This is a genomic window from Saccharothrix sp. NRRL B-16314, from assembly GCF_000716595.1.
GTDB lineage: Bacteria > Actinomycetota > Actinomycetes > Mycobacteriales > Pseudonocardiaceae > Actinosynnema.
In genome coordinates this window covers 84,260-100,865 of record NZ_JNXC01000027.1, presented here as the reverse complement: position 1 = coordinate 100,865, position 16,606 = coordinate 84,260, and the positions used below count along the sequence as shown (strand labels likewise).

Here is a 16,606-nt window from a genome sequence, read left to right as displayed (position 1 = left end):
TCGGTAACGGCTGGAGTTGACCGGTACTAATAGGCCGAGGACTTGTCATGAAGACGCTACGCATCCACTGTGCGGTTCTGAAAGAACCGAACCGGACCACCAGATCCAAGCCTGTTAGGGGGTTTGGGTTCTGGTGCCTACGGGTTGGTAATTTCATAGTGTTACTGCACTCGTGAGGGTGTGGGAGAGTAGGACGCCGCCGAACAATTTTTCGCCTTCAGGGGCACTCGTTGATCGAGTGCCCCTGAAGGCTTTTTTGCGTTACCGTCCGTCTCGTGGCCGAGGTGACCAAGCACGACGATCTGGCGGAGTTCTGGGCGCGGACCAAGGACTTCTTCAACGCCGACCCGGTGTTCCACACCATTCCGATCGCGGCGGTGGACCGCTGGCTCAACCACCCCGACCCGGACGACGAGCCGCCGCTTCTGGTCACCGTCACCGAAGACGACGTCCTGGTGGCCGCGGCCCTGCGCACCCCGCCGTGGCCGTTGACGTTGAGCGGTGTCCCGCCGCAGTGGGCGGAGGCCGTGGCGGACCTCCTGGCGGGTGATGTCGAACTGCCGGGCGTCAACGGTCCGCGGGACTCGGTGGAGGCGTTCGTCGTCGCCTGGGCCGCACGCACCGGGTGCGGGGCGCGCGAGCACATGGCGATGCGCCTCTACGTGCTGAAGGACCTGGAGCTGCCGGACATCCCGGGCCGCGCCCGTCTTGCCACGGTGGACGACATCGCCCTGCTGGCCCGCTGGCGCGCGGAGTTCGGTGTGGAGGCCACCGGCCAAGTCCGGGACGAGGCCGCCGAAGAGCACGCGGAACGATCGCTGCGCGTCAGCCTGGAGGCCGGGTACGGCAACCTGATCTGGTGCCACGGCGACACCCCTGTGTCCTGGGCGGCGGCGAACGCACCGGCGTCCGGCATGGCCCGCATCGGTCCCGTCTACACCCCGCCGGAGCACCGCAGGCACGGGTACGGCGCGGCGGTCACCGCGGCCTGCGCGGCGTGGGCGCGGGACAACGGCGCCGAGCACGTCGTGCTCTACACGGACCTGGCCAACCCGACGTCGAACTCGATCTACCAGCGGATCGGGTTCCGGCCCCTGGTCGACTCGGCCGAGTTCGTGTTCACCCCGGCTGGGGGCTGAACCGCGGCCCGGTGGTTGCCGTCACGGCGATGCGATGCCCCTGAAGAGCTCCTGCGTCACCGGCCGGTTCCGGGCGTGCGAGGAGAACACGAGGGACGTGGTCGTGTCGCCGTACCGCTGGGCCTGCTCGACGAACTCCTCCAGCTCCACCATCGACCGGCACACGACGCGCAGCAGCCAGCAGTCGTCACCGGTCACGTGGTCGGCGTCGCGCACCTGGGCCATCGTCACCACCCGGTCCCGGAACCGGGGCGTGTCGAGGCTGCGCACCCGCACCCGGACGATGGCCTCGATCGGCAGCCCGAGCCGCTGGGTGTCGACGACCGCGACGTACCCGGTGACGATCCCGGCCTGTTCCAGCCGCCGCACCCGTTCGGTCGTCGCGGGCGCGGACAGCGAGACGCGCTTGGCCAGCTCGGTGAACGTCATCCGCCCGTCCCGCTGGAGCAGGTCCAACAACTTCCAATCCAGATCGTCCAGTTCCACCGTGGAATCGTAAGCCGCGACGGCTCAACACCTTGACTTCCGCATGGGGAAGAACACGCTGGTCAGCCACCATTTAGTCATGACCAACACGCTCCGCTTCCCCGCCGCCGACCCCGCTGCCGCCGCCGCGTTCTTCGCCGCGGAACTGGCCTTCGAGGCCGACCCGGACGACGTGGTCCGGGACCTGGAGGCAGGCGACACCGAGGGCTTCCAGCTCGTCGAGACGCGCAGCGCCGAGGCGTTCGCCCGTGCCCACATCCCCGGCGCGCTGAACCTCCCGCACTGGGACATGGACGAGACGACGACCGCCGGCTGGGACCGCGACCTCGTCTACGTCTGCTACTGCGAGAGCTTCGAGTGCAACGCCGCCACGAAGGGCGCGCTCAAGCTGTCGACGCTCGGGTTCAAGGTGAAGCGGCTGGCCGGTGGCATCACCGCCTGGCGGGCGTCCGGCTACCCGGTCGACGGCACAGGGGTGGACGGCACCGGGGTGGACGGGACAGCGGTGGGCGGCACCGGGGCAGGCGGAACGGCCCTGCAAGGCATCAGCTGCGACTGCTGATCTACCCTCGGTCGGGTGACGCGCCTGCTCGTGCTGCAACCCGACCGCAACGACCCGCCGGCCCGCCTCGGCGAGTGGCTGACCGCCGCCGGGGCGGTGCTGGACGTGGTCGCGCCCTACGAGCGGCCGGTGCCGGAGACCCTTGACGGTTACCAGGGCGTGGTGTGCCTCGGCGGTGCGATGGGCGCGCTGGACGACGTCGAGCACCCGTGGCTGGCCGATGTGCGCAAGCTCCTGTCCCACGCGGTGGCCAAGAGGGTGCCGTTGCTGGCCGTGTGCCTGGGTGCGCAGCTCCTGGCGGCGGCCACGGGTGGTCAGGTGCGGCGGAGTCCGCACGGCACGCTGATCGGCCTGGACCTGGTGGCGAAGCGGGACGCGTCGAGCGGTGACCCGTTGTTCGGCGAGCTGCCGTGGACGCCGGACGTGCTCCAGTTCCACGGGGACGAGGTCGCGCTGCTGCCGCCGACGGCGCTGCTGCTCGCGTCGTCCCCGAAGTGCGCCAACGAGGCGTTCCGCGTCGGTGACCGGGCCTACGGCGTGCAGTTCCACATCGAGACGACCCCGGAGATGGTCGTGCGGTGGGCGGCCGACAACCCGGAGGCGGTGGCCGCGGCACGTCCAGGGGCTCTCGATCCGGACCGCCTCGCACAAGGTCATGAGGACATCCGTGAGGTCTGGCAGCCGTTCGCCGAAAGATTCGTGCGCCTGGCGTCGGGTGAGCTGACGATCCAACGGAGCCTGCCGTTGGTGTGACGAACGTCTGTTGAGACGATCGTTCATCTTCGGGAGAGGTAGCGTTCACCTTCGACTGTGTCGGTTCAGCCGGAGGAATCAGCGTGGATGCCTCGCTCCTCGTCATCATCGTGGTCGTGACCGCGTTGGTGTTCGACTTCACCAACGGTTTCCACGACACCGCGAACTCGATGGCGACGTCCATCGCGACCGGCGCCCTGCGGCCACGCACGGCCGTCGCGTTCTCCGCGGTGTTGAACCTGGTGGGCGCGTTGTTGTCGGTGGAGGTCGCCAAGACGATCTCCGGCGGTCTCGTGGACGACGCCAGAATCACGCCTGCCATCGTGTTCGGCGGCCTGATCGGCGCGATCATGTGGAACCTGGTGACCTGGTACGTCGGGTTGCCGTCCAGTTCGTCGCACGCCCTGTTCGGCGGGCTCATCGGCGCCACCTGGATCGCGGCGGGCGCGGACGCGGTGCACTTCGCCAAGGTCGTGGACAAGATCGTGGCACCGGCGATCGCCGCGCCGCTGGTCGCGGGCATCGTGGCGATGCTGGCCACCTACCTGACGTACCGGTTGACGAAGCGGGCGCGGAAGTCGGTGACGGACAAGGGTTTCAAGGCGGGCCAGATCGCGTCGGCCGCGCTCATGTCGCTGGCGCACGGCACGAACGACGCGCAGAAGACGATGGGCATCATCACGCTCACGCTGATCACCGCCGGCACCCTCGCGCCCGGCGCGGAACCTCCCCTGTGGGTGATCCTGAGCGCGGCGATCGCCATCGCGCTCGGCACCTACCTGGGCGGTTGGCGCATCACGAAGACGCTGGGCACGGGCCTGACCACGATCGAGGCGCCGCAGGGTTTCGCCGCGCAGACGAGTGCGGCGACCGTGATCATGGCGTCCTCGCACCTGGGGTTCGCGCTGTCCACCACGCACGTCGCGTCCGGCGGGATCATGGGCTCCGGCCTCGGTCGGCAGCGGGACGGCGTGCGGTGGGGCGTGGCGGGGCGGATGGCGGCGGCGTGGGGGCTCACGCTCCCGGCGGCGGGTCTGGTCGGCGCGCTCGCGGGGTGGATCGCGTCGCTCGGCACGTGGGGTGTGGTGGTCGTGGCGGTGGTCGGGATGGGTGTCTCGCTGGCGATCTGGTTGCTGTCGCGTCGTGAGCCGGTGCGGCCGGAGCACGTGGTGGACGAGATCGCGGCGCAGGCCGAGACGCACAAGGTGGCGCTGTGAAGATCGACTGGTTGGCGCTCGGCGCCGTGTTCGCGGTCAGCCTCGCGGTGGTGTTGGGGCTGGTCCTGCTGTTCTCCGGCGGGCTGCGGGCGTTGTCGGCGCGGGAGGCCGCGCAGGAGCGCCAGGCGTCGACCGCGCTGCCGACGGCGGCTGCGGCGGCCTGCCTGCTGGCGTGCGTGACCGTAGTGTTGTTCGGCATCTACTTGATCGTGGCTGGCTGAGGTCCCGTCCCCGGTCCGGGCGGACTACGGTGATCGTCGATGACCGATCCAGCTCGACTGCCGACGTCCCCCGCTCGGTTCGGCCTCACCGAGGCGCGCAGCGGTGACCACCTGCGTGCCGCGGGGTGGTGGGAGGGGCGAAGGCCCACTGAGGGCAACGAGCCGGTCCTGGTGGCGTTGTCCCGCAGCCCGGACCCGGACCTGGCGTTGCTCGGTGTCGACCGGCTGCGTGCCGCGCTCGGCGACCGGTGGCCCGAGCTGGACCAGGCGTTGCGGGACGGCGAGGCGTTGCGCGGGCGGCTGTTGGCGGTGCTCGGCGCGTCCACGGCGCTGTCGGACTTCCTGGTCGCCAACCCCGATCGCTGGCGGGACCTGGCCGTGGCCGACCCGGTGGACGCGGAGGCGTTCGCGCCCGCTCTCGTCGCCGCCGTCGAAGGGCTGACCGGCGCGGACGCGGTGCGCGAGTTGCGGCTGGGGTACCGGGCGCTGCTGTGCCGGATCGCCGCCGCGGACCTGGCGCACGTGGTCGAGCCGGACCAGCTGTACGTCAGCTACGACGAGGTCGCCGGTCTGCTGTCGGACCTCGCGGTGGCCGCGTTGCGGGCCGCGCTGGACGTCGCCGAACGGCAGGTGCCGCGCGCGGGCGAGTGCCGGCTCGCGGTGATCGCGATGGGCAAGTGCGGCGCGCGGGAGCTGAACTACGTCAGCGACGTGGACGTGGTGTTCGTCGGCGAGGGCGACATCGCGGTGGCGACCCGGCTGGCCAGCACGGTCATGCAGGTCGCGGGCCAGGCGTGCTTCGAGGTGGACGCGGCGCTGCGGCCGGAGGGCAAGGCGGGCGCGCTGGTGCGCACGCTGGACGGCCACGCCGCGTACTACCAGCGGTGGGCGCGGACGTGGGAGTTCCAGGCGCTGCTCAAGGCCCGGCCGGTCGCCGGTGACGAGGAGCTGGGGCAGCGGTACATGGACGTGGTCCGCCCGCTGGTGTGGACGGCCGCCGAGCGGGAGAACTTCGTGCCCGACGTGCAGGCCATGCGCCGCCTGGTCGAGGACCACGTGCCGGCGGGCCTGACCGACCGGGAGCTGAAGCTGGGGCGCGGCGGGCTGCGGGACGTCGAGTTCGCCGTGCAGCTGCTCCAGCTCGTCCACGGGCGCGGTGACGAGGAGCTGCGGATCACCACGACGACGCAGGCGTTGGCCGCGTTGGGGCGTGGCGGGTACGTGGGCCGCACGGACGCCGCCGACTTCGGCCGCGCCTACCGCTTCCTGCGCACGCTGGAGCACCGGTTGCAGTTGCAGCGGATGTTGCGCACGCACCTGTTCCCGGCGGACGAGGACGCGAGCGCGCTGCGGTGGTTGGCGCGTGCGGCGGGGTTGCAGGCCGAGGGCGGGCTGTCGGAGAGCCAGGTGCTGCTCGCCGAGTTCCGCAAGCGCGCGAACCAGGTGCGCAGGCTGCACGAGAAGCTGTTCTACCGGCCGTTGTTGCAGGCCGTGGCGAACGTGCCGACGGAGGCTCTGCGGCTGACGACGTCCCAGGCGGCGGCGCGGTTGGCGGCGTTGGGTTATGCGGCACCTGACGGCGCGTTGACCCACATCGAGGCGCTGACCAGGGGTGTTTCCCGGCGGGCGCGGATCCAGACGGCGCTGCTGCCGGTGCTGCTTGACCTGTTCGCCGCTACGCCGGACCCGGACCGCGGGTTGCTGGCCTACCGGAAGGTGTCCGAGGCGCTGGCCGAGACGCCCTGGTACCTGCGGCTGCTGCGGGACGAGGGCACGGTGGTCGACCGGCTGGCCGCGCTGCTGGGCACGTCGAAGTTCGTGCCGGACCTGCTGGTGCGGGCGCCGGAGGTGCTGCGGCTGCTGGCCGACACCGGTGCGCTGGTCGGCGGTGACCCGATGGCCATCGGCAACCCGCTGCGCAGCACCGTGTCCCGGTACACCGACCTGGGGCGAGCGGTCACCGCCGCCCGGTCGTTGCGCCGCCAGGAGCTGCTGCGGGTGGCGTCGGCGGACCTGCTGGGGCTTGTGCCGCTGCGGACGGTGTGCGTGTCGCTGTCCGAGGTGTGGGTGGCGGTGTTGCAGGCGGCGTTGGACGCGGTGGTGCGGGCGTCCGGTGAGCGGTCGGCGTCGATCGCGGTCATCGGCATGGGCCGGCTCGGCGGGCGTGAGCTGGGGTACGGCTCGGACGCCGACGTGATGTTCGTGTGCGAGCCCGCGCCGGGCGTGACCGACTCGAACGCCGCCCGGTACGCGTCGTCCGTGGTGGAGGAGGTGCGGCGGCTGCTCAGCGCGCCGAGCCAGGACCCGCCGCTCCAGGTGGACACCGACCTGCGGCCCGAGGGCAGGCAGGGGCCGCTGGTGCGCACGCTGGAGTCGTACCGGGCGTACTACGCGCAGTGGGCCGAGCTGTGGGAGGCGCAGGCGTTGCTGCGGGCGCGGTTCATCGCGGGTGACGCGGAGCTGGGCGCGCGGTTCATCGAGATGATCGACCCGGTGCGGTACCCGGCTCAGGGGTTGGACGCCGCGGCGGTCCGGGAGATCCGGCGCATCAAGGCGCGCGTGGAGGCCGAGCGGCTGCCGCGGGGCGCCGACCCGTCCACGCACACCAAGCTGGGGCGCGGCGGGCTGGCGGACGTCGAGTGGACCGTGCAGCTGTTGCAGTTGCAGCACGCGTTCGAGGTGCCGGGACTGCGGACGCCGTCGACCGTGCGCGGGCTGCGTGCGGCGACCGAAGCGGGCCTGATGGCGCCGGAGGACGAGTCCGCGCTGGTCGAGGCGTGGGTGATGGCGACCAAGGCGCGGAACGCGGTGGTGCTGGTCCGGGGCAAGGCCGGTGACCAGCTGCCCACGACCGGGCGCGACCTGGCGGCGGTGGCGTCGGCCCTGGGGCACGGCGCCGATCCGGGTGAGTTCCTGGACTCCTACCGGCGCACGGCCCGGCGGGCGCGGGCCGTGATCGAGCGCATCTTCTACGGTTCCTGAACACTGGAGTTCGTGAAAGCGATCGCGCAGGACCGATTCGGAGATGCCGACGTCCTCGTGCTGCGGGAGCTGCCGGACCCGCCGATCGCCCTCGACCAGGTGCTGGTCGAGGTGCGGGCGGCGGGGGTGAACCCGGTGGACCGGCTGGTGCGGATGGGGTACGCGGCGAGTTCGACGCCGCACCACTTCCCGTTGATCCCGGGCTGGGACGTGGCGGGCGTGGTGCGTGCCGTCGGGCCCGCGGTGGACGGGTTCGCGGTGGGCGACGAGGTGTTCGGCTACCAGCGCAAGGACCACGTCCAGCACGGGACGTACGCGGAGCTGGTCGCGGCGACCGAGCGCGGGTTGGCGCACAAACCGCCGTCCCTGTCGTTCGCGGAGGCGGGCGGGCTCGCGTTGACCGGGCTGACGGCGTTGCAGGCGTTGCGGAAGGTCGGGGTGTCCGCCGGTGACACGGTGCTCGTGCACGCCGCCGCCGGCGGAGTCGGGCACCTCGCCGTGCAGGTGGCGCGGATTTTGGGCGCCTCGCGGGTCATCGGTACCGCGTCACCGCGCAACCACGGGTTCCTCCGGGCGCTCGGTGCGGAGCCGGTGGCCTACGGGGACGCGTTGGTGGACAACGTGGCCGAGCTGGTCGGCGGCGACGGGCTGGTCGACGTGGCGTTCGACTGCATCGGCGGTGCGGCGCTCAACGACTCGCCCGCGCTGGTGCGCGACCCCGCCCGCATCGTGTCCATTGTGGACACGAACGTGCTGGAGCTTGGCGGGCGCTACGCGTACGCCAAGCCGGTGGCCGCGGACCTGGACTGGCTGGCCGGGCAGGCGGGCTCGGGGGCGTTGAAGGTCGAGGTGCAGCAGACGTTCCCGCTGGCGCTGGCCGCGGAGGCGCACCGGCTGCTGGAGGGCAAGCACGTGCGGGGCAAGGTCGTGCTCACGGTGTGACGTTGCTGAAGGGCCCCCGTCGAGGACGAGGGCCCCTCGGCGGTCTCACTCCTCGTCGACGGTCGGGACCGAGGTGAGCAGTTCGACGATCCACTCCTCGACGAGCGTGTCGTCGGATTCCTCGTCCTGGACGAGGCGGTTCGACACCCGGACGCCGAGACCGAGCACGTCGGCGGCGCCGATCGCCTCGATCGCCTCGGCGGCGGAGTCGAAGATGTTGGTGGACAGCACCTGGGCGGAGTTCACGACGTCATCAGACACGGCGTGACCCTAACCGGAGCCCACGACCGGGGGATGGGCAGCCCTGGTGTCGACGCGGTGTTCACAGGGGGCTACGGAGGGTCGATCCAAGGCCCCTGTGCATTGACTATTGGTGTTCCGTATGTCGAGACTGTCGACACTAATGGGGGAGATCCCCGTTCGCACGCGTGCGCCCGGACGAAGGACGTCATGGACGACGAGAACCAGACCCACCGCAAGAAGAGCAGCAGCGCGTTCCTGAAGATCGGCTTGGTCATGCTGGGCGTGCTCGTGCTGCTCGGGGTGATCCAGGCGGTGACCGCGGGCACGATCGGTGTCGGCGCGTTGAGCGTCAGCCTGCGCGAAACCCGGTCGACGGTCCCGACGACGTCGCCGGCAGAGGCCACGTCCTCGTCCTCGGGTGACTCCGCCGGCTTGGACGGCGCGGTGGGGTCGGACCCGTCGTCCACCGCGGAGGCCGGAGCACAGCCCAGCGCGGAGGCCAAGGTCGCCGACGGGTCGTGGAAGCAGGCGCGCGGGCTGCTGACCGTCGAGGTCACCAAGGTCGAGAACGAGGGCGGCCGGCTGAAGGTGTTCGTCACCGCGATCAACGCCAGCACTTCGAAGATGGACCTGCCGGTGGCGTCGATCTCGGCGGTCGACGACGCGGAGCGCAACTACGCCGCGTCCCTGTCGACCAGCAGGTGGCCGGCGTCGATCGCGAAGAACTCGGCGATCAACGGTTTCGTGGTGTTCGACCAGAAGGCGAGCGCGTCCGGCACGACGTTCTCGCTGACGTTCGCGGGGATCATCGGTCAGCTGGCGCCCACCGGTGGTGCGGTGACCGTGACCGGCGTCCCGATCCCGAAGTAGGTGGACGTCCTCCTCGGTGTCGCGCTGGGCCTGCTGGGCCTCTGGGCGGTGCTGCTCCTCGGCCTGTTCCTGATCCGGCCGCGCGGCAACTCGCTCGCGTTGGCTATCCGCCTGCTGCCGGACGTCCTGCGCCTGGTCACCCGCCTGGCCCGGGACCACCGCGTCCCCCGCGCAGCCCGCGTCCGCTTGTGGCTGCTCCTGGCCTACCTGGCCCTGCCGTTCGACCTCGTTCCCGACTTCATCCCCGTGCTGGGGTACGCGGACGACGCGATCCTGGTCAGCTGGGTGCTGCGTTCCGTGGTGCGCGCCGTCGGGCCCGAGGTCGTGGCGGAACTCTGGCCGGGGACGCCGGACGGCCTGGCCGTGGTGCGCAGGCTGACCGGGACGTCCTCCTAGGTGCGGAGGGCGAGCAGGCGTCGCGGTGGGTGGTAGTCGTAGCCGTAGCCCACTTCGCGGAAGCCGAGGCACAGCGCGAACGGCGCGTCACCGAACTCGCGCTGCAAGGCCCGCCAGTTCCGGGCCAGGTACTCGGTAGCGGCCCACGTCGTGTCGCCGCGCCGGCCGAGGCAGAACACGACCGTCGTGCCGCGCACCGTGTCGCGCACCTTCTCCACCACGGCGAGTTCCAGCGAGTCGGAGGTGACCCGCCGTCCCACGTCGGCCCCGGTCAACACCTCGACGTACCGCTGGTCGGGTGGCGACTGGTGCGGGCCGGCGTCGGGCAGTTCGTTGGAGATGCGCAGGCTCAGCAGGTTCTCGTCCAGGTAGAGCCGTCGGACGCGGTTGCGCGCCGCCGCGCCGACCACGATCAGGTTGCCGGCCAGTTCGGGGAAGTTCTTCGGGTCGTCGGTCGGAGCCGGGCTCACCGCGGTGCGGAAGTCGTACCGGTGACCGCCCAGGTAGATCGCGTCGACCAGACCGCGGACCACGTCGGGGAGGCGGAAGGAGGCCGAGCCGAACAGCCGGGTGATCGCCTCCGAGGCGCGCAGCTCGTGCAGCGACACCGAGTACCCGCGAGGCCTGGTGCTGGTGGCGGTCGTCCACAGGTTCGACAGGCACGCCGCGAGCTGCTGGTTGGCGTCCAGCCCGAAGAACCGCCGGAAGCGCCGCTGGGCCACGCGCACCACCGCCGCGGCCGTGACGCCGAGTCCGATCCAGAAGACGACGTTCGCGATGACGTTCGTGAGGATGTCCAGCAGCACCCGTCCAGCCTTCCGCACGGGCGGTCGAACGGTGCCCGGGTGATCGAGTTGTTAGGTAGCCGGACCTGTGGCGTCGCCATGAGGGTTCTGTGCGTGAGATGGTGAATTCGCGGGAACCACCGCAGGAATTAATTCGGCGAATTGTCGGCCGACCGGTGCAATGAACGGCGGGGAGCTCGAAAGGCCGAAGGCCGGGTGACTGTGGCAGTCACCCGGCCTTCGGCCTGTGGAGGATCTGGGTGGGGCTTCAACCGGTGGAACTGCTGGTCAGAGCCCCGCGTCGATCACACGTCGTAGTAGAGCGCGAACTCGTACGGGTTCGGGCGCAGGCGCAGGGGGTCGATCTCCTGCTCGCGCTTGAACGAGATCCAGGTGTCGATGACGTCCGGCGTGAAGACGCCGCCCTCGAGCAGGAACTCGTGGTCCGCTTCGAGGTTGTCCAGCACCGCGTCGAGGGTGGCCGGCACCTGCTTGACGTCGCGGGCCTCCTCGGGCGGCAGCTCGTAGAGGTCCTTGTCGATCGGGGCCGCCGGCTCGATCTTGTTCTTCACGCCGTCGAGGCCCGCCATGACCATCGCCGAGAAGGCGAGGTACGGGTTGCCCGACGAGTCGGGGCAGCGGAACTCGATGCGCTTGGCCTTCGGGTTGTTGCCGGTGATCGGGATGCGCACGCAAGCCGACCGGTTGCGCTGGGAGTAGACCAGCGACACGGGGGCCTCGTAGCCCGGCACCAGGCGGTGGTAGGAGTTCACCGTCGGGTTGGTGAACGCCAGCAGCGACGGCGCGTGGTGCAGGATGCCGCCGATGTAGTGCCGCGCCATGTCCGACAGGCCCGCGTAACCGGACTCGTCGTGGAACAGCGGCTGGCCGTCCTTCCACAGCGACTGGTGCGTGTGCATGCCCGAGCCGTTGTCGCCGAACAGCGGCTTCGGCATGAACGTGACGGTCTTGCCGGCCTGCCACGCGGTGTTCTTGACGATGTACTTGAACAGCATCAAGTCGTCCGCGGCGTGCAGCAGCGTGTTGAACTTGTAGTTGATCTCGGCCTGGCCGCCGGTGCCCACCTCGTGGTGCGCGCGCTCGACGGTGAAGCCCTGGTCCTGCATGTTGAGGACCATCTTGTCGCGCAGGTCCGCGTAGTGGTCGGTCGGCGTGACGGGGAAGTAGCCGCCCTTGTACTTGACCTTGTAGCCGCGGTTGCCGCCCTCTTCGTCACGCCCGGTGTTCCAGGCGCCGGAGATCGCGTCGATCTCGTGGAAGGAGGAGTTCGCGGTCGTGTCGAAGCGGATCGAGTCGAAGATGTAGAACTCGGCCTCGGCGCCGAAGTACGCGGTGTCCGCGATGCCCGACTCGCTGATGTACTGCTCGGCCTTGCGGGCGATGTTGCGCGGGTCGCGGCTGTACGCCTCACGCGTGAACGGGTCGTGCACGAAGAAGTTGATGCACAGCGTCTTCTCGATCCGGAACGGGTCGAGGCGCGCGGTGAACAGGTCGGGCAGCAGCAGCATGTCCGACTCGTGGATCGACTGGAAGCCGCGGACCGAGGAGCCGTCGAACGCGAGGCCCTCGGCGATGGCGTCCGCGTCGAACGCAGAGGCGGGGAGCGTGAAGTGCTGCATCACGCCGGGCAGGTCGCTGAAGCGGACGTCTACGAACTTCACGCCCTCGTCGGAGATGAACTTCAGGACCTCGTCGGGATTCTTGAACACCCTCGTCGACTCCTCTGCTGCGGTGGGGGCGTGGTTGTACGCCGCTGCGGTGTGCGGCCGGCCATCGTGGCGAAACTAAGACCGTGTTGTTGCCCAGCCATCACCCTCGTGTTTCGCCAGTGTTAACGGGGTGCCCAGGCCGGGCAACCCGGCTGCCGCTCCTCACCCGCTGAGCACGGCCCTTACTCTGGTGGGGTGAGCAAGTGGACCGGTTCGTGGCTGTCTGGACCTCGCTCGGCGCTTGAGCCCGGCGCCGACTCCGGTGACGGCACCGGGCAGCGGTGGCGGGGTGAACGCCTCGGCCTGCCGCAGTCCGGACCCGGCTCGGTCGCGTCGACGGGTCGGCGGACGTTCGCCATCCTGGTCGACTTCCTGCTCTCGGCGGGCGTCGCGGGCCTGTTCACCAGGCCCGACCTGCCGCAGAACTGGAGCCTGCTGGCCTGGTTCACCATCACCGTGGTCGCGGTCGGTTTCTTCGGCTTCACCCCTGGTCACCTGCTGTTCGGGCTGCGGGTCGCCCGGCTGGACGGGGCGGGCATCGTCGGCGTGCCCCGGGCCGCCCTGCGGACGGTGTTGATCTTCCCCATCATCCCGGCGGTGGTCTGGGACGCGGACGGCCGGGGTCTGCACGACAAGGCCGCGGGCACCATCGTCATCCGCGTCCGCTGACCGTTCCGACGCCGTCGACCTGCCGTCGACCTGCTGAAACGGCTCCCGCCCGAGAACGCCCGGAAACGACTCCGGCACCGTGCCGCGGTGTGCGGTTCACGGTGCCGGAGTGGACGACTCGCGGTGTCCGAGTGGACGACTCGCCGGGGTCAGCGGCGGCGCATCGCGCGCTGCACGTTGCGCATCTTGGCGCCCTGGGGCATCGGGCCCTTGGGCAGTGCCGCGCCACGGCTGGCCAGCGCGGCGAGCCGGTTGTCGATCGTGTCGACCTGGGCGGTCGAGATGTTGCGCGGCAGCTTCATCAGGTGGCCCTGGAGCTTGCGCAGCGGGACCTGGCCTTCCTCCGTGCCGACGACGAGGTCGTAGATGGGGGTCTCGCCGATCACCCGCGCCACGCGCTTCTTCTCCTGCGCGAGGAGGCCCTTGACCCGGTGCGGCGCGCCCTCGGCGACCAGCACCACGCCCGGCCGACCGAGCACCCGGTGCACCATGTCACCGCTCGTCGTGCCCGCCACGGCCTGGGTTACCCGCCACTTGCCGCGCAGGTTGTCCAGCGCCCACGCCGCCGCGCCCGGCTGCCCGTCCGCCTTCGCGTACACGCTGCGCTGCACCCGGCGGCCGAACACGATGACCGCGAGCAGCGCGCCCACCGCGATGCCCATCGGCAGCAGCACCCACTGCATGTCCCAGATGAGGCCGATCAGGAACGCCGCGGCCGTCGCGCCGAGCAGGCACGCCAGCATCAACGGCACGAGCGCCTTGTCCTCGCGGCGCTGCATCTTGAACGCCTCGAAGATCTGGCCGCGCTTCGCCTTCGATGCCGCGCGCCGGGCCTTCGCCGCTTCCTTGGAGGCCGCCTTGACAGCCGCCTTGTCCTGCTTACCAGCCATACCGACCAGGATACGGCGCGCCGCGTCGCCCCATCACGGGAGGACTCGCTGTGCTCTGCGAGGATGCAGCGCATGGACCGGCTGCTGGAGGGACTGGACCCGGAACAGCGTGCCGCCGTGGAGGCTCCGCGCGGCCCTGTGTGCGTCCTCGCGGGCGCCGGGACCGGCAAGACCCGGACGATCACGCACCGGATCGCCTACCTGGTCCAACGCGGGCACGTCTCCGCTGGTCAAGTCCTCGCCGTCACGTTCACCGCCCGTGCCGCGGGTGAGATGCGGACCCGGTTGCGGGCGCTCGGCGTGCACGGCGCGCAGGCCCGCACGTTCCACGCCGCCGCGCTGCGCCAGCTCCGCTACTTCTGGCCGCGGGTGGTCGGCGGCGAGCAGTGGCAGCTGATCGACCGGAACAAGCTGCGGCTGGTCGCGCAGGCCGCCAACCGGGCCGGCCTGTCCACCGAGTCCGATTCGCTCCGCGACCTCGCGGGCGAGATCGAGTGGGCCAAGGCCTCGCTCGTCTCGCCCGAGGACTACCCGGCCGAGGCGGGCCGCACGAGCCGCGACACGCCCGCGCCCGCCGAGCAGGTCGTGCAGGTCTACCGGACGTACGAGGAGCTGAAGAACCAGGCGCAGCTGCTCGACTTCGACGACCTGCTCCTGCACACGGCGGCGGCGTTGGAGGAGCACGGCGAGGTCGCCGAGGAGTTCCGCGACCGGTACCGGTGCTTCGTCGTGGACGAGTACCAGGACGTCACGCCGTTGCAGCAGCGCGTGCTGGACGCGTGGCTGGGCGCGCGCGACGACCTGACCGTGGTCGGTGACGCGAACCAGACCATCTACTCGTTCGCGGGCGCCTCACCGCGTCCGCTGCTCGACTTCCCGCGCCGGTTCCCCGAGGCCGTCGTGGTGCGGCTGGAGCGGGACTACCGGTCGACGCCGCAGGTCGTTGGCCTGGCCAACGAAGTGATCAAGTGGGCGCGGGGACGTCCCGCCGGGTCGAGGTTGCAGCTGATCGGGCAGCGCCCGGACGGTCCGCGGCCGACGTTCACCGAGTTCGACGACGAACCGCTGGAGGCGGCGGCCGTCGCGCAGCGGGTGAAGGCGCTGCTGGACGAGGGAGTGTCGGCGAGCGAGATCGCCGTGCTCTACCGGGTCAACGCGCAGTCGGAGGTCTTCGAGCAGGCGTTGGCCGAGGTGGGCGTGCCGTACCAGGTGCGTGGCGGCGAGCGGTTCTTCCAGCGGGCCGAGGTGCGGCAGGCGATGGCCGCACTGCGCTCGGCGGTGGCGCACGAGCCGACCGGTGAGCTGCCGAAGGTGGTGCGCGAGGTGCTGGCCGGGATCGGCCTGACCGACGAGCCCCCCGCCGGCGGGTCGGCGCGGGAGAAGTGGGAGTCACTGCTCGCGCTGGTCGAACTGGCCGAGGAGCTGGTCACCGCGGTGGACGGCGCGGACCTGCCGAAGTTCGTCGCCGAACTGGACCTGCGCGCCGAGGCGCAGCACCCGCCGACGGTCGAGGGCGTGACGCTCGCGTCCCTGCACGCGGCGAAGGGGCTGGAGTGGGACGCGGTGTTCCTGGTCGGGCTGGTGGAGGGCACGCTGCCGATCCAGCACGCGGACGGCGACGACGCGGCGATCGAGGAAGAGCGCCGGTTGCTGTACGTGGGCGTGACACGCGCCCGCGTGCACTTGTGGCTGTCGTGGGCGTTGGCGCGCGCTGCGGGCGGACGTCGTTATCGGCGGCGCAGCCGGTTCCTCTACGGGCTCGTGCCGGAGGACCACCCGGCGTCGCGGACCGCCAAGCGCGAGCCGCTGCAGAAGCGGCCCAAGCCGCAGTGCCGGGTGTGCGGGTCGGCGTTGGTGGACGCGCGGGCGATCAAGCTCAGCCGGTGTTCCTCGTGCCCGTCGGACGTGGACGAGGAGCTGTTGACCAAGCTGCGGGCGTGGCGGGCGGACCGGGCGCGTGAGCTGAAGGTGCCGGCGTACGTCGTGTTCACCGACGCGACCCTGGTCGCCATCGCCGAGCAGCGGCCCGAGGACGTCGCCGGGCTGGTGTCCATCTCCGGCATCGGGGCGGCCAAACTCGACCGCTTCGGCGACGACGTTCTGGCCCTCGTGCGCGGCGGGCGCTGACAGTCGGGCGTTGACAGGCGGGCGTTGGCAGGTTGGCGCTGACAGGCGGGCGCTGATCGACGGGCTCGGGCCACCCGCGGTGACCGGCTCGTCCCGCCGGCGGGCGGACTGGTCCGGACGAGTGCTCGCGCCCTAGCCCTCTGTACAGGGCAAACGCGGAATTTTCACTCGATCGACAGGTATTTGGAAAAAGCGGTTGCACCCGCCGTGCGCCGAGTCATAACCTGCTCAGGCCGGGCGCGATGCGCCCGCTGGGGATTCAAGAGCTAGCGCTCGACTACGAGACGCCCGAGGAGGTGACCGGCCGTGAACAGCACCCTCATGTGCTTCAAGACGCCCGGTTACCTGATGTCCGGGGTGGACTTGGCGTCCGGTGCTGCTCGTGTCGCGGGGGAGAAGTCTGCCCGCGATCGCCACGCCCTCGGTTGGGGTGTCGAGCGAGTTCAACTGATCCAGGTGCCGACGCCGCACGCGTCGACCTACGTCCCGACTCAGATCGTTGCGCCGTCCGCGCGAGAGCGAAGTACCTGACCACCTCGTAGTCAGGCCACGAAGCTCACAAAGGCCGCGGACCCGTAACCGGATCCGCGGCCT

The 16,606-nt window shown here is 70.8% G+C and carries 17 protein-coding genes; 12 read left to right on the top strand and 5 right to left on the bottom strand.

Annotated elements, in window-relative coordinates:
• Positions 1 to 275 precede the first annotated feature (275 nt).
• Entirely contained in the window at positions 276 to 1,139 is an 864-nt protein-coding gene (locus tag OQ02_RS30480) for a GNAT family N-acetyltransferase (RefSeq protein ID WP_051772978.1), read from the top strand.
• A 21-nt stretch (positions 1,140 to 1,160) separates the two neighbouring features.
• Here OQ02_RS30480 and OQ02_RS30475 read toward each other — a convergent pair whose 3' ends face one another.
• Entirely contained in the window at positions 1,161 to 1,625 is a 465-nt protein-coding gene (locus OQ02_RS30475) for an Lrp/AsnC family transcriptional regulator (RefSeq protein ID WP_033442072.1), read from the bottom strand.
• A gap of 79 nt (positions 1,626 to 1,704) precedes the next feature.
• On the opposite strand from OQ02_RS30475, the gene OQ02_RS30470 reads away from it, so the two are divergent.
• The 6 genes from OQ02_RS30470 (at position 1,705) to OQ02_RS30445 (ending at position 8,302) form a co-directional block, all read left to right on the top strand.
• The gene (locus OQ02_RS30470) at positions 1,705 to 2,187 is read left to right on the top strand and encodes a rhodanese-like domain-containing protein (protein WP_081916047.1); all 483 of its coding nucleotides are present in this window, start codon (positions 1,705 to 1,707) and stop codon (positions 2,185 to 2,187) included.
• A 15-nt stretch (positions 2,188 to 2,202) separates the two neighbouring features.
• Entirely contained in the window at positions 2,203 to 2,940 is a 738-nt protein-coding gene (locus OQ02_RS30465) for a type 1 glutamine amidotransferase (RefSeq protein WP_033442071.1), read from the top strand.
• An 83-nt stretch (positions 2,941 to 3,023) separates the two neighbouring features.
• Complete coding sequence (locus OQ02_RS30460) at positions 3,024 to 4,157, top strand: inorganic phosphate transporter (protein WP_033442070.1); 1,134 nt, start codon at positions 3,024 to 3,026, stop codon at positions 4,155 to 4,157.
• Complete coding sequence (locus OQ02_RS30455) at positions 4,154 to 4,378, top strand: hypothetical protein (RefSeq protein WP_033442069.1); 225 nt, start codon at positions 4,154 to 4,156, stop codon at positions 4,376 to 4,378. Before OQ02_RS30460 ends, OQ02_RS30455 begins: the two co-directional genes overlap by 4 nt.
• 39 nt (positions 4,379 to 4,417) lie before the next feature.
• The gene (locus OQ02_RS30450; RefSeq protein ID WP_033442068.1) at positions 4,418 to 7,360 is read left to right on the top strand and encodes a bifunctional [glutamine synthetase] adenylyltransferase/[glutamine synthetase]-adenylyl-L-tyrosine phosphorylase; all 2,943 of its coding nucleotides are present in this window, start codon (positions 4,418 to 4,420) and stop codon (positions 7,358 to 7,360) included.
• A 12-nt stretch (positions 7,361 to 7,372) separates the two neighbouring features.
• Positions 7,373 to 8,302 (top strand): NADP-dependent oxidoreductase, encoded by a 930-nt coding sequence (locus tag OQ02_RS30445; protein WP_033442067.1) that lies wholly within the window; start codon positions 7,373 to 7,375, stop codon positions 8,300 to 8,302.
• 45 nt (positions 8,303 to 8,347) lie between these two features.
• On the opposite strand, the gene OQ02_RS30440 is transcribed toward OQ02_RS30445, so the two are convergent.
• Positions 8,348 to 8,563: a hypothetical protein gene (locus tag OQ02_RS30440; RefSeq protein WP_033442066.1), complete on the bottom strand. Its 216-nt coding sequence runs from the start codon at positions 8,561 to 8,563 to the stop codon at positions 8,348 to 8,350.
• A gap of 189 nt (positions 8,564 to 8,752) precedes the next feature.
• On the opposite strand from OQ02_RS30440, the gene OQ02_RS30435 reads away from it, so the two are divergent.
• On the top strand, positions 8,753 to 9,415 hold the full coding sequence (locus OQ02_RS30435) for a hypothetical protein (RefSeq protein ID WP_033442065.1): 663 nt from the start codon (positions 8,753 to 8,755) through the stop codon (positions 9,413 to 9,415).
• Positions 9,416 to 9,811 carry a YkvA family protein gene (locus tag OQ02_RS30430; protein WP_033442064.1) on the top strand — a complete coding sequence of 132 codons (396 nt, stop codon included), beginning with the start codon at positions 9,416 to 9,418 and terminating at the stop codon, positions 9,809 to 9,811. It abuts the gene before it with no gap.
• Here OQ02_RS30430 and OQ02_RS30425 read toward each other — a convergent pair.
• Together OQ02_RS30425 and glnA are read right to left on the bottom strand one after the other, a co-directional pair.
• The gene (locus tag OQ02_RS30425) at positions 9,808 to 10,635 is read right to left on the bottom strand and encodes a hypothetical protein (protein WP_156077397.1); all 828 of its coding nucleotides are present in this window, start codon (positions 10,633 to 10,635) and stop codon (positions 9,808 to 9,810) included. The genes OQ02_RS30430 and OQ02_RS30425 overlap by 4 nt on opposite strands.
• 266 nt (positions 10,636 to 10,901) lie before the next feature.
• A complete protein-coding gene (glnA, locus tag OQ02_RS30420) occupies positions 10,902 to 12,326 on the bottom strand; it encodes a type I glutamate--ammonia ligase (protein WP_033442062.1) in 1,425 nt (474 codons plus the stop codon).
• A 195-nt stretch (positions 12,327 to 12,521) separates the two neighbouring features.
• On the opposite strand from glnA, the gene OQ02_RS30415 reads away from it, so the two are divergent.
• Entirely contained in the window at positions 12,522 to 12,995 is a 474-nt protein-coding gene (locus OQ02_RS30415) for an RDD family protein (protein ID WP_033442061.1), read from the top strand.
• Between the two features lie 149 nt (positions 12,996 to 13,144).
• On the opposite strand, the gene OQ02_RS30410 is transcribed toward OQ02_RS30415, so the two are convergent.
• Complete coding sequence (locus tag OQ02_RS30410) at positions 13,145 to 13,885, bottom strand: DUF4191 domain-containing protein (RefSeq protein WP_033442060.1); 741 nt, start codon at positions 13,883 to 13,885, stop codon at positions 13,145 to 13,147.
• A gap of 63 nt (positions 13,886 to 13,948) precedes the next feature.
• Here OQ02_RS30410 and OQ02_RS30405 point away from each other — a divergent pair, with 63 nt between their 5' ends.
• Both OQ02_RS30405 and OQ02_RS44260 read left to right on the top strand, forming a co-directional pair.
• A complete protein-coding gene (locus tag OQ02_RS30405; protein ID WP_033442059.1) occupies positions 13,949 to 16,012 on the top strand; it encodes an ATP-dependent DNA helicase UvrD2 in 2,064 nt (687 codons plus the stop codon).
• A 306-nt stretch (positions 16,013 to 16,318) separates the two neighbouring features.
• Positions 16,319 to 16,543 carry a hypothetical protein gene (locus OQ02_RS44260; protein ID WP_156077396.1) on the top strand — a complete coding sequence of 75 codons (225 nt, stop codon included), beginning with the start codon at positions 16,319 to 16,321 and terminating at the stop codon, positions 16,541 to 16,543.
• The last annotated feature ends 63 nt before the right edge of the window (positions 16,544 to 16,606 follow it).